Annotated in this window: 8 protein-coding genes; 5 read left to right on the plus strand and 3 right to left on the minus strand. The window is 59.6% G+C overall.

Features of this window, described 5'->3' with window-relative positions; genetic code table 11:
• Positions 1-19: 19 nt before the first annotated feature.
• From brnQ to Q0U90_RS02515, 4 genes are all read left to right on the plus strand, one after another.
• Positions 20-1423, plus strand: a complete 1404-nt coding sequence (gene brnQ / locus Q0U90_RS02500; protein WP_297451237.1) for a branched-chain amino acid transport system II carrier protein — start codon at positions 20-22, stop codon at positions 1421-1423.
• Positions 1424-1503: 80 nt separating this feature from the next.
• A complete protein-coding gene (locus Q0U90_RS02505; protein WP_297451239.1) occupies positions 1504-2748 on the plus strand; it encodes a dicarboxylate/amino acid:cation symporter in 1245 nt (414 codons plus the stop codon).
• Positions 2749-2867: 119 nt separating this feature from the next.
• Positions 2868-4316, plus strand: coding sequence for a threonine synthase (thrC, locus tag Q0U90_RS02510; RefSeq protein ID WP_297451242.1), 1449 nt, complete (start codon positions 2868-2870; stop codon positions 4314-4316).
• Positions 4317-4425: 109 nt separating this feature from the next.
• The gene (locus Q0U90_RS02515; protein ID WP_297451245.1) at positions 4426-5856 is read left to right on the plus strand and encodes an MFS transporter; all 1431 of its coding nucleotides are present in this window, start codon (positions 4426-4428) and stop codon (positions 5854-5856) included.
• A 46-nt stretch (positions 5857-5902) separates the two neighbouring features.
• Here Q0U90_RS02515 and Q0U90_RS02520 read toward each other — a convergent pair whose 3' ends face one another.
• From Q0U90_RS02520 to Q0U90_RS02530, 3 genes are all read right to left on the minus strand, one after another.
• The gene (locus Q0U90_RS02520) at positions 5903-8062 is read right to left on the minus strand and encodes a hypothetical protein (RefSeq protein WP_297451248.1); all 2160 of its coding nucleotides are present in this window, start codon (positions 8060-8062) and stop codon (positions 5903-5905) included.
• A gap of 97 nt (positions 8063-8159) precedes the next feature.
• Entirely contained in the window at positions 8160-11336 is a 3177-nt protein-coding gene (locus Q0U90_RS02525) for a bifunctional [glutamine synthetase] adenylyltransferase/[glutamine synthetase]-adenylyl-L-tyrosine phosphorylase (RefSeq protein ID WP_297451554.1), read from the minus strand.
• Between the two features lie 66 nt (positions 11337-11402).
• Positions 11403-12743 (minus strand): glutamine synthetase family protein, encoded by a 1341-nt coding sequence (locus Q0U90_RS02530; RefSeq protein ID WP_297451251.1) that lies wholly within the window; start codon positions 12741-12743, stop codon positions 11403-11405.
• A 141-nt stretch (positions 12744-12884) separates the two neighbouring features.
• Here Q0U90_RS02530 and panB point away from each other — a divergent pair, with 141 nt between their 5' ends.
• On the plus strand, positions 12885-13694 hold the full coding sequence (panB, locus tag Q0U90_RS02535) for a 3-methyl-2-oxobutanoate hydroxymethyltransferase (protein ID WP_297451254.1): 810 nt from the start codon (positions 12885-12887) through the stop codon (positions 13692-13694).
• The last annotated feature ends 1 nt before the right edge of the window (position 13695 follow it).

Genomic DNA, 13695 nt, shown 5'->3' on the forward strand with positions numbered 1-13695 from the left:
TAGAAAGAACACAATTCTCATGACCAAGTCGAGCGGAGTGGAGTCCCCGAAGTCTTTCGCTTCCATCATCGTTGTCACAGCTCTCATGCTGTTTTCAATGTTCTTCGGCGCGGGCAACCTCATCTTCCCGCCGAAGCTCGGAGTGGATTCCGGTACTAACTTTGGCCCATCTATCACTGGCTTCCTACTCACCGGTGTGGCATTGCCAGTGCTGGCCATCATCGCTATTGCCATTTCTGGCGACAACCTGCGGGACCTCGCTTTCCGTGCGGGCCGCATCTTTTCCCTGGGTTTCCCAGTAATCGCGTACCTGTCCATTGGCGCGTTCTACGCCCTGCCACGTACCGGCGCCGTGTCGTATGAAACGGGTATCCAGCCTATCTTCGGCGGCGATTCCTTGGCCGCCGCTGCGGCCTTCTACTTTGTTTTCTTCGGTATCGCCTTGGCTCTGGCCTGGAATCCGAATGAAATTGTGTCCAAGCTGGGCAAGATTCTCACCCCGGCACTACTGATTCTGTTGGTTATCCTGGTGGGAATGTCGGCATTCAAGTTTGATGCCACACCGGCTGCGCCGATTGAAAAGTACTCCTCTACCCCGTTTGCTTCCGGCCTGGTCGAGGGCTACCTCACCATGGACTCCATCGCCGGCCTGGCATTCGGCATTATTGTCATTTCCGCCCTGCGCGTCAGTGGTGTTCCAGAAGGCAAGCGCATGGTCCGCGGCACGATGATCGCTGGCCTGTTCGCAGGTGTCTTGCTGGCAATCATCTACTTGGGGCTTGGCTACGTCGGCCAGGTTCTGCCAAATGCCGCATCCTTCGAAAACGGCTCGGGCATCCTCGCCGAGGCTTCCAAGCAGGCCATGGGCCAGGGTGGTCAGATTGTCTTCGGTCTCATCGTCCTGCTGGCCTGCATGACCACGGCTGTTGGCCTGATTGCGGCAACCAGCGAGTTCTTCAACCTGCTGCTCCCGGGGATCAGCTACAAGGCATGGGCAATCATCTTCACGGTCATGTCCTTCGCGATGGCGACGCAGGGTCTGTCTCAGGTACTGGCAATTGCTGCGCCAATCATCACTTTCATCTACCCGCCGGCAATCACTCTGATTGCTCTGACAATTCTCGACCCCGTCATCTCCTACTCCTTCAAGCTGCATTACACCTACCGCCTGGGCGTCTGGGTTGCCACCATCTGGTCGGGTATCTCAGTGCTCTCCGGCCTGGGTGTTGGCGGCACCGCACTGGCGGACTTCCTCAGTCTCGTCCCGGGCCAGGCCATCGAGTTCGGATGGTTCCTGCCGACTCTGGCAGCGACGGTGATTGGTTACGCAATTGACGTCGTCACGCGGAAGCAGCGTGCGCATCGCCCGGCGAGCGTGCTTGACGACGCTCCCGTCGAAGAAGAGGTAGCCGAGAAGGCTTAAAACTACACCCGGTTATTTGCGTTGCATAACGTAAATACCGCACGCTAGAGAAGTAAATTCCATCCGAACAAGGATTGACTATGAGTACCCGAATGCGTTTTACGCAAACGCTCCTTTTCCGCGTTATTGTCGCGATTATTCTGGGCATTATCTGCAGCTTTTTCTTCCCGGAATGGCTGGCTCGGATTTTTGTAACCTTCAATGGTCTGTTTGGTAACTTCCTGGGCTTCTTTATCCCGGTGCTGATTTTTGCCCTGATTACGCCGGCAATCGCCAGCCTGGGGCGTGGCGCCGGAAAGTGGCTGGGTATTACCACTGCTATCGCCTACGGCTCGACCGTGTTTTCGGGTCTGCTGGCCTACGGTGCCACCCAGGCGCTCTACCCCTCACTGCTCGGCTCTGATCAGGCCGGCGCATCGGTCGACATTGATGAGGGCGCATTGGAGAGCTTCTTCAATGTGGAGATGCCACCGCCATTTGATGTCATGACCGCTCTGCTGCTGGCTTTCACAGTCGGTGTGGCGATGACCAGCGTGAAGTCCGACTCGCTCTTCCGCGGTGCGACGCAGCTGCGCGAAGTAATCATGAAGATCATCTCGGCATTTATCATCCCGCTGCTGCCGATTTATATCTTCGGCATGTTCCTGGCAATGGGTATGAACGGCAACCTGACCACGACGCTGTCGATGTTCTTCAAGGTGCTCGTTCTGGCTGTTATCGGCACCGTGCTCCTGTTGGCTATCCAGTTCTCCATCGCGGGCGCTATCGCTGGCCGCAGCCCGTGGAAGTCCCTAAAGAACATGCTGCCGGCCTACGCCACAGCTCTGGGGACCTCCTCCTCGGCCGCCACCATTCCGGTGACCTACAAGGCCGCGCTGAAGAATGGTGTCTCGGAAAAGGTCGCGGGCTTTACCGTTCCGCTGTGCGCGACGATTCACCTCGCCGGTTCGATGATGAAGATCACCCTGTTCGCGTTTGCAGTGATGTTCATGGCGGACAAGCCGGTTTCGCCGGGCATGGCCGTGGGCTTCATCCTCACGTTGGGCATCACTATGATCGCTGCCCCGGGCGTTCCGGGTGGCGCGATTATGGCTGCTGTTGGCGTGCTGCAGTCCATGCTGGGCTTCGATTCGGAGCAGGTCGCTTTGATGATTGCCGCTTACATCGCCATCGACTCCTTCGGTACCGCATGTAACGTCACTGGTGACGGCGCAATCGCCATGATTGTCAACCGCTTCGCTAAGAACGATGTCATCGACCGTTCCGAAGAGCTCAGCTTCGACGCGGACGAGGCCAATTCCACATCTTCCGCCACCGAGGCGTAACCCGCTTTGGTAGATATGTAAAAATTAAAGAAAACATCCACCGGTCAACCCCGTCGCATTAAAGGCTCTATCTCATAGGCCGGTGCGGCGGGTGTTGGCATACATGTAAGGGGCCCGCCGTGGACTTCATTTCGACTCGCGACCCAGAGCGCACGCCACACAAGTTCTCAGACATTCTGCTGGGAGGTCTCGCTGACGACGGTGGCCTCTACCTGCCGGTCGAATACCCACAGGTTGACGATGCCACTTTGACCCGTTGGCGCTCCGTGCTTATCGACGACGGTTACGCAGCCCTGGCTGCAGAGGTCGTCAGCCTTTTCGTGGATGACATTCCGCTGGAGGATCTGCGCGGTATCTGTGCACGTGCGTACACCTACCCGAAGTTCTCTGACAAGGACATTGTTCCGGTGACCAAGTTGGAAGATCAGCTCTACATCGGTCACCTGTCCATGGGCCCCACTGCGGCGTTCAAGGATATGGCGATGCAGCTGCTCGGTGAGTTCTTCGAGTACGAGTTGGCTCGCCGTGGTGAGACTCTGAACATCCTCGGTGCTACCTCTGGTGACACGGGTTCCTCGGCCGAGTACGCAATGCGTGGCCGTGAAGGCATCAGCGTATTTATGCTGACTCCGGCCGGCCGCATGACAGCTTTCCAGCAAGCTCAGATGTTTGGTCTGCAGGACGCCAACATCCACAACATTGCTCTCGATGGCGTCTTCGACGATTGCCAGGACATTGTCAAGGCAGTCTCCGGCGACTTGGAGTACAAGGCCAGCCGTCACATTGGCGCGGTCAACTCCATCAACTGGGCTCGCCTGATGGCGCAGATTGTGTACTACGTTTCCTCCTGGATTCGTGTCACTGGTGGCAACGGCGCTGAGGCCGATAACTCGCAGAAGGTCAGCTTCAGTGTGCCGACCGGCAACTTCGGCGATATCTGCGCTGGCCATATTGCACGTCAGATGGGTGTGCCGATTGACCGTCTGATCGTGGCTACCAACGAAAACGATGTCTTGGATGAGTTCTTCCACACTGGTGCCTACCGCGTGCGCAGCGCTGCGGAGACGCAGGCGACCTCTTCCCCATCGATGGATATCTCCCGCGCGTCGAACTTCGAACGTTTCATCTTCGACCTACTGGGGCGCGATGCTGAGCGCACTGCAGACCTCTTCGGTGTCAAGGTCAAGGAAGGCGGCTTCTCTCTTACTGCTGACCCAATCTTCCCGGAGGCTTCTGCCCAGTACGGTTTCCTCTCCGGTCGCTCCACTCACGCCGACCGCGTCGAGACCATCAAGGACTGCTGGCAGCGCCTGGAGGTCATGGTCGATCCACACACCGCTGACGGCATCCACGTCGCCCGCAGCCTGGCAGATCAGGTGGCCACCCCAATTGTCTGCCTGGAGACCGCCCTACCGGTGAAGTTCTCCGAGACCATCTTCGAAGCCACCGGTCGCGAGCCGGACTGCCCGGAGCGTTTCGCGGACATCATGGATGCTCCTCGCCGCGTTACCGAGCTGCCGAATGATGTCGATGTGGTGAAGAAATTCATCGACGACAACGTGGCTTAGGGGGCTTAGGGAGGCTTAGGTCCGGCCTAGCTCAAAACCACACATTATCGCGGCGGCCTAAAGGTGCCTTACAACCCCACTTCAGCCCGGCTCATTGCTGAGGTCTACAATGTGGCGAGTGGTAAAGCAGCGTAACGGTAAAAATCAGATTTCATCAACGAATCAGCCCGACGCCGCCGCGGCAAAGGATCCGCGCGAGCAGGTCACTGGCCGAGCGATTGCCGTCTGGCTCGCGGCGCTGATTACCTACATCGTTGCCATCGTGGGCCGCACATCGATGGGCGTCGCTGGCGTTGAGGCGCTCGATCGCTTCCACATCAACGCCTCTCAACTCGCGGTGTTCACTGCCGTGCAGGTCGGTGTCTACGCCCTGGCGCAGATTCCGACAGGCATCATTATCGACCGCGTCGGCGCGAAGAAAACCATGATTGTGGGCGCGTTGATTATGGCGCTGGGCCAGGTCATCATCGCGTTTTCAACGTCGTATCCGCTGGCGGTCATCGCGCGCGTCTTCATCGGCGCTGGTGATGCCACGGCATTCCTCGGCGCTATGCGACTGCTGCCGGCATGGTTCCCGCTGCGTGTCACTCCCCTGTTCACGCAGCTCACGGCAGGTCTTGGCCAGCTCGGCCAGTTCATTTCCGCGGTCCCATTCCTCGCAATACTCCACGCCGCAGGGTGGGTGCCTGCGTTCTTGTCGCTGAGCACCGCAGGTCTGATTATCGCCATCGTCGGCATAATCGCGCTTGCCGACGTCCCGGAGGACACCTCCACCGCGAAGATGTCACTTCGCGAACGTCGCGCCGCAAAGAAGGCCGCGAAGGCAGCTGGAACTGATGCCGGCGCTTCTGCTCCTGCCGATGAAAACCTGACTATCGGTCAGACGCTGAGAATTGTTACCACTCACCCGGTGTGCTGGCAGGGTTTCTTCACGCACTGGACCGGTTTGATGCACCAGTGCATCTTCACACTGCTGTGGGGCATGCCCCTGATGATGCTGGGCATGGGACTCAAGCCCTCCCAGGCCAGTGTGGTGCTGGTCATTAACACACTGTCAGTAATTATCGCCGGGCCGCTGATGGGCATGGTCTCGGCACGCACCGGCCGCGATCGCATCAAGGTTATTGTCGCCATTGCGTTTATCAACATGGTCGTCTGGATCGCATTCCTGGCACCGAGCAATCCACCAGCGTACTGGGCAATTATTGTGGTCAACATCCTGATGGCCGGCCTGGGTGCAATGTCGAACTTCGGCTTTGACTCCGTGCGCGAAGAGGTCGACCGCAAGGTACTCGCCACCGGCACTGGACTGGCGAATATGGGCGGTTTTGTGGCCACCATGCTTGCTGCGCAAGGCGTTGGCTTCCTGCTGGATATCGCAGCTCCCGACGGCAACTACACCTGGGAGACCTTCCGCATCGGTTGGTTGGCGGTCGTCGGTGTGTGGCTGATTGGCTTCGTTGGTCTGCTGGTGGCAAAGCGTGCGGCGGCACGCTTTGTCGCCCAGCAGAGCCGCTTTGAGCTGGAGCCTACGGAGTAGAAAGCTTGAAAGCCGCGGAGGCCGGGGCGGACGGAGGATGGGGCGGCTAGAACAGTGAAAGCTGCTCTGGTTCTTCCGGCTCCTCCGGGTCGTCTGAGTTCTCCGCATGTTCACCGGGGTCTGTTTCGGGGGCTGCGTTCTCCGGGACGTCGTCAAGCGGAGGCGTAAATTCTACGGCCTCGCGGTCATACATTTCCTGTAGCTTCTCAGTTTTGGTGATACGAACCAGCTCGGCGTAGATGACCAACTTCATAGAGCTGTTGACCAGCGGACCCAACTGGGAGAAGAGGACATCGACGTCACCATCGACCGCGAGACATGCGCGCCGCAGGCTCTCCTCGGAGATGATCCAGCGGGAGGTCTCGGCGCACGTTTCGCGGTCGCCGATGAAGTCCAACGCCAGGGCGACCTGATTGCTGGCGACTCCATCCAGGGTGGCTGCCAGGCGCTCGTTGGGAGCGGCATCCTTGAACAAACGGGCTATCTGGACTGCCTCAGCCGTCGGTACCTTGCCCGCTGCATACTCAGAGATGAGCTCGGCCATGCGCTGCGCACCGACGTGCTGATCAGTCAGCCAAATATCGTGCAGTGCATACATGATTGCCATGGCCTGCCACGAGGCGTGCCCCTGGTAGAGGATGCCCAGAATCCCGGCCTGCTCCAGCAGCCAGCCAACCATCGCTTCCCCATCGGCACCGTTGCGGGCACAGAGGTTATCCACCTTCCAGGACAGGTGTCCTTCGACACAGCAGCCGTAGAACTTCTGGTTTTCCTCCAGCTGTGCGGCTAGCGACACCACTTCGCGCGCAGCGTAGGGGTAGCCATAAGCGAGCGTGGCATGCGAAAAGTCATCGACTCCCATGGTCACCCACGGGAACTCACCGTGCCACGGACCACGACCGACCAGGAAACCTGCCGCGAGATACGCCCAACGGGTCGAGGCATCGGCGTTGTACCAATACTGCAGCGCGCGTGGAGTCGGATGCCCACTGTCGGCGTGGATTAAGCCGGCGTTGACCAGCATCTCCACAATCCAGGGCGCCGCGAAACCACTAGCGCCAATCGATGCTGCGAAGTCCTGAATCCACAGCAGGCTCGATTCTTCATACATGTGCAGCGGATCTTTCAGGCGCCCGTCGCCACTGCCCGCCGCATCCATAAACGCGGAAGCGAACGCCACCGCAGACACCGACGCTTCCGTCAATTCCTTTGGCTCCAATGTTGCCGGGAAGGATTCCGTCGGATGCGGTTTTCGGATCGTCCACATGTCACCTTTGAGAGCCAAGGCCACTGCACCAACCAGACGTGCGACCTCTGCCGAACCGTCATATGCCGCGTGTGCCGCTGGAGCTTCCCCGCCCTGCTCAAACATCGGCATCGCCGGGCCTTCGACCACAGCCAGCAACAGACGCTCTTCGGCCCAGCGCACCGCGTCGGCACGCAGTTCGGACCACATGTGGGATGGCAAGTACTTCTCATCCGTCGCCATCCACCGCAGTTCATTGCGGATATCCACTGGCGCCGTCATCACCAGCGCTCGAACCTTCACCGGATCGCAGAGGAAGCCCGCAATTTGCTCTACCTGGCGGGCCTGCACATTCCGCACTGTCAGATCGCTGGCATTCAGCGTCCGCGGTACGTCCGCCTCCTGAGTGCTATCCGGCTCCAGCCCCATGCGCTCCATGCGGCGGCCCAGCACATCCGCTGGCATATTCGCCACCAAATCGGCGACGCGGAAGTTGAGACTCGGCTCGGCCGGGAACACCTCGGAGATATGCGGCGGTACGTGCCACACGCCCGCTGGTTCCTCCCACACGAGACCCTGGCGTTGGCCACGGCGCAGCACGTGCTCGAGCTGCTGCTTGCCGACGCGACGACGCTTGCGGTCAACACCTTTCGGCGTATCGTGCGCCATCACGTCCGCATCCGATGCCCAAAAAGCCACTTCAGCGAGAGTATCCAGCGATGCGGAGTCTTCCAGGATATGGACCAAGTGGGCCACGTCGAGAACATCGGGATCGCAAAAAGACAGCGCCGTATGCGCTGAATCCTGCGACATCAACAATTCCACCGCGTCTTGGCCAGCAGCTGAGGTGTCCGCTGCCGGGCACGTACGGCTCAATAAAAAACGCAGGTCAGTGCCGTCAAGGTTGAGAATGAAATCCTCATACCTAGGGCGAACCGAATAATCGACGTTGCGTTCCATAGCCCACCATTATGCCCGGTCTAGGTGCTAAGACCAAGGCTGCAGTCCGCCGTGGCACGATAGCCTGCACGCAGGGGTTGGTAGGCCGCCGTCTCACCTACTCGTGGTCGGGGTTCTCCTCACCCCAGAACACGCGGTTGACCACACGGCTGGAGTGCCGAGTCAGACGCAAATAGTGCTCGATGAAACCATTGGAATCCGCTGCGTCCCACCCGGCTGCACCAGCGACCTGAGTCAACTGCCGGCCCGGTTGTGGTAGCTGATCCGTCCGCTTACCGCGCGTGAGTACCAGCGCATTGCGAGCATTTGTCGCCATCAGCCAGGCATCCCTCAGCGCATCGGTGTCTTCGGCATCCAGAATCTCGTTGTCTTTCAACACCTCCAGGCACTCCAGTGTGGAGGTGTTGTGCAGTTCGGGAACCTCGTGGGCGTGCAGCATGGTCAGCAGCTGCACAGTCCATTCAATATCGGTCAGTGCACCGGAGCCGAGCTTGGTATGGGTACGGCGGTCGGCACCGCGCGGTAGACGCTCCGAATCCACACGTGCTTTCATACGGCGGACATCGCGGACCATCTTGGCATCAGCCCCGCCCTTGGGATAGCGCAGCGGATCGATGCTCTGAAGGAAGCGAGTGCCCAAATCCTTGTCACCAGCAATCCACGTCGCACGCAAAAGCGCCTGAATCTCCCAGGTCTCACCCCAGCGTTCGTAGTAGGTCACATACGAATCCAGAGTTCGCACAATCGGACCCGAGCGCCCTTCCGGACGCAGGTCCACATCGACTTCCAGTGGCGGGTCCTGGCTTGGCTTTGCCAGCCGACGACGCAGCGAGTCACAGATTCTGGTTGCCCACTTGACCACCTGGGAATCGTCGGCAAGCGGCGTGCCATCAGCATCCTTGCGTGGTTCACAGATGAACATCACATCAGCATCGGAGCCGTAGCCGAGTTCCGCACCACCGAGGCGCCCCATACCAATCACAGAAATGGTGCCCGGAACTTCTAAGTCAGGATGTGCCAGCGACCAGGCGCGCATCTCCGCGGCAAGAGCCGCTTCGAGCACGTTGTCCCACACCATCGACAGTGAATGGCAGACTTCTTGCACATCCATCAGTCCGAATAGGTCGGCGGAGGCAATACGGGCGAGTTCCGCACGCCGCAACGCGCGCGCCACACCAATGGCCTTAGCCGGGTCACTATGGCGGGCAGCCGCAGTAACCAGCGCGCGCCCGACGGCATCCGAGTCGGTATTCAGTAGCTTCGGCCCAGACGCACCGTCACCGAACCGCTTGATGACCTCCGGTGCACTCATAATTAGGTCTGACGCATACGGCGAAGAACCGAGTACACGCATCAATCGCTGGCCGACGACTCCTTCATCGCGCAGCGTACGCAGGAACCATGTTTCATCGTGGAGCTTCTCAGAGAGCTTGCGATAGTTGAGCAGACCCGCGTCGGGGTCCGGTGTCGAAGACAGCCACTCCATCAGCGTCGGCAGCAGCATCGCCTGAATTCGCGACTTACGCGACGTGCCCGCAGCGAGCGCGGACAGGTGGTCGTAGGCGCGATCCGGGTACTGGTAGCCCAACGCGGCCAGCTGGCGCTTTGCCGCATCGGCCGACAGCTGCAGGGTCCCGATGTCCTGCTCCACGACAGAGTTGAGCAGTGGGCGATAGAACAGTTTGTTGTGCAGCGAGCGAATCTGTGAGCTGGCCAGCCGAACCTGCTTGGCCAGCGGTTTACTGGCATCATTACCGCCCTCGCCAACAATGCCGGAAGCGCGGCCTAGCCACTGTAGAGCTTCGGTGTCGTCGTCGGCAGGCAGCAAATGTGTCCGCCGCATCTTCTGCAGCTGCAGTCGGTGCTCGAGCAGGCGGATGAACTCGTAGGCATTAATCAGCGCCGCGCCATCTTCGCGCCCGATATAGCCGCCCTCGACAAGTGCGTCGAGTGCCATCACCGTCGGTAGCACACGGAGGCTGTCGTCATAGCGACCGTGAACGAGCTGGAGCAACTGCACAGCGAACTCAACATCACGTAGTCCACCACGGCCGAGTTTGAGCTCACGTCGGCGAAGATCTTCGGGGACGTTTTGCACCACTCGAGCGCGCATACGCTGGACATCGTCGACGAAGGACTCCCGCTGCGATGCCGTCCACACCATCGGTGCGAGCGCATCGATGTATTCGTGGCCCAACTCCACATCGCCCGTCATCGGGCGTGCCTTCAGCAATGCCTGGAACTCCCAGGTCTCCGCCCACCGCTTGTAGTAGGCGACATGGGAATCCACAGTGCGCACCAGCGCACCCGACTTTCCCTCTGGTCGGAGATTCGCATCGACCTCAAAGAAGCAGTGACAAGAAATCCGGATAAATTCGCTGGCCAGACGAGTGGCTCGGGCATCCGCCGGCTCCGCTACGAAGATGACGTCCACATCGGAGATGTAGTTCAGCTCTTCTGCACCGCACTTGCCCATCGCAATCACTGCGAGGCGAGTCGAGACCGGCGACGAAGGGAAGACCTGCTGCACCGCCACCGACAGCGCAGCCGTCAACGCCGCGTCAGCCAGGTCGCTCAGCGCCTCCGAGACCTGGCGGAATGGAACTTGCGGCTGCCCCGGCCTGCGCGGCCCCCGCGGGTACGTGCCCGCCAGGTCATAGCACGCAATGCGCATAATCAAGTCGCGGTAGGCGCACTGCATTGCAACTTCGGCCTCGCGACCGGTCAATTTCGCACGGTATAGACCAGGCCCCTCCAGCGTGGCGGGCGCGACGACGGGCTTGCGGTACTCCGGATCCTCCTGCTTTTCCAAGCTTGTCTCATCGGTGAGTTCAATAATCTCGGGCTCGGCACCGACGCTGGAGAGCATCTCACGGAACATGTCCGCTTCAGTGGGAAGATCAGCCTGCAGCAAAACCCACTTGTCCGGGTGCGCGATCAGGTGATCGCCCAGTGCGCTCGAACCTCCAAGCAGCGCAAACATACGCGTCCGCAGTGGCACCTGCTCACGCATGGCCTCGTCAAGGCCGGACCAGGTGGCCCAGCTCTCCAGCTTGCCCTGCTCCTCCAGCTCGTCGAGAGCGCCTTTCAGTCGCACCAGCGCCACGAGCGCCAGCTTGGGGTCACTGGCACCGGCAAGGCCCCACAGCAAGTGGAGGGATTCCTCGTTGTACCACCCCAAATCTTCCAGGTCTGCGCGCGTCCGATCGTCGTTACGCAGGCCCAGCGCTGCGGGCCGCGGCACTGATTGGCGGGATGTGCGAGGTCGATTCATCACCATTGAAATTGGTCACCCAGAAAAAATAAAAGACGAAAAAAGGGTAGGCAGCGAAGGAGGGAGTTAGTAATCCAGGGTTGTGCGCAGCTCCCACTGCGTCACCTGGCGCTGGAACTCACGCCACTCGCGCCACTTATTGAGCAGGAAGAACTCGTAGACGTGGTCACCGAGGGCATCCGCCACGAGATCGGAACGCTCCATTTCCTGCAGTGCTACCTCCAGAGATGTCGGCAGATCGCGGTAGCCCATCGCACGGCGCTCCCGCTTGGTCAGCTCGGAGATATTGTCCTCTGCCTGCTCCGGCAACTGGTAGCCCTCCTTAATTCCCTTCAGACCAGCGGCCAAAATCACCGAGTATGCAAGGTAGGGGTTACATGCGGAATCCAGAGAACGAATTTCTACCCGACGCGAGTGTGCCTTACCCGGCGAGTACATGGGGACACGCACGAGAGCCGAACGGTTGGCCATACCCCAGGTCGCGGACGTCGGAGCTTCGTCGCCAAACGCCGTGCGCTTGTAGGAGTTAACCCACTGATTAGTCACAGCGGAAATTTCGCTGGCATGCGTCAAAATGCCGGCGATGAAGCCCTTTGCGGTGTCGGAAAGTTGGTTTTCATCATCCGGATCGTGGAATGCATTGGTGTCCCCCTCAAAGAGGGAGATATGTGTGTGCATGCCATTGCCTGGCAAATCCTGGAATGGCTTCGGCATAAACGTCGCCTGCACACCATTTCTTATTGCAATCTGCTTAATGATGTAGCGGAAGGACATCACATTGTCCGCCATCGTCAGCGGATCGGCGTAGCGCAGATCAATTTCCTGCTGGCCCGGCGCATTTTCGTGGTGGGAGAACTCCACGGGAATTCCCATGTCCTCCAACATTGTGATGGCCTCTTGGCGGAAACGTGGCGCACGGTCGTAGACCGCCTGGTCAAAATAGCCGCCATTGTCCGCTGGTACCGGCGGTTTGCCATCAGTATTCAGGTTTTCTACCAGGAAGAACTCAATCTCCGGGTGGATGAACGCGTGGAAGCCCTCGTCGGCAAGCTCCTTTATCTGACGGCGCAGCACCTGGCGTGGATCCGCCCACGACGGCTGACCGTCCGGCATAACAATGTCGCAGAACATGCGTGCCGACGTGATGGAATCTTCCTTGTGCAGGCGCGGCATGACCTGAAACGTCGAGGGATCTGGCTGCGCAATGGTGTCAGCCTCGGAGACACGGGAAAAGCCCTCCACCGCGGAGCCGTCGAAACCAATTCCTTCTTGGAAGGAACCTTCCAGCTCTGCCGGCGCGACAGCGACGGACTTGAGATACCCCAAAATGTCAGTAAACCAGAGGCGGATATAGCGGATATCTTGTTCTTCGATTGCGCGGAGGACGAATTCCTGCTGACTGTTCATACTTTCCAACGTTACCCAGGTGCTCGGATTCACGGTACACATTGTGATCACCCCGGTGTGGCGAGAAAACGCCAACGCTCACGCCGCAGCTGCTGACCTCATGGTCTCGAATTACGTGTGACTGTGGCATGCTCTATTGACATGAGCGGAAAAAAGATTCGTCTGAACAATCTTGCCGAATGGAAGGCTGAGTCTCGTCCCTGGGCGATGCTGACTTGCTACGACTACTCCACCGCGCGCGCTTTTTCCGCCGCCGGTGTCGAGCTTCTGCTGGTCGGCGACTCTGCAGCAAACGTCGTCTACGGCTACGACACGACCACCGAAATCACGTTGGAAGAGATGATTCCGCTGGCTCGCGGTGTCGTCCGTGGCGCTGGCAACGCGCTGGTAGTCGCCGATCTGCCCTTTGGCACCTACGAGGCCTCTGATGAGCAGGCCGTGCTGTCGGCCGCGAAGATGATGCGCGAAACCGGCGCACACATGATCAAAATCGAAGGCGGCGTGCGCATCGCTCCGCGCATCCGCGCGCTGGTCAACGCCGGCATTCCGGTCATGGCACACATCGGTTTCACCCCGCAGTCCGTCAACGCGCTGTCCGGATTCAAGGTGCAGGGACGCGGTGCGGGTGCGGAACAGCTGCGTGCCGACGCCCACGCGGTAGCCGATGCTGGTGCCGCAGCCGTGGTCCTGGAGATGGTGCCCGCAGATCTGGCAACGGAAATTACCCGCGAGCTAGCCATCCCGACCTGCGGCATTGGCGCTGGTAATCAGTGTGATGGCCAAGTGCTGGTGTGGCAGGATGCCTTCGCAGTTCCGGCTGACGGTCGCAGGCCGTCGTTTAGCTCGGTGTTTGAGGAGGTCGGCGAGATGCTGACTAAGGGCGCTAAGGAGTACGTCGATCAGGTGCACTCCCGCGAGTTTCCGACTGAGGCACAGAACTTCTCCGGTTAGT

Source organism: uncultured Corynebacterium sp., from assembly GCF_946998835.1.
Taxonomy (GTDB): Bacteria; Actinomycetota; Actinomycetes; order Mycobacteriales; family Mycobacteriaceae; genus Corynebacterium.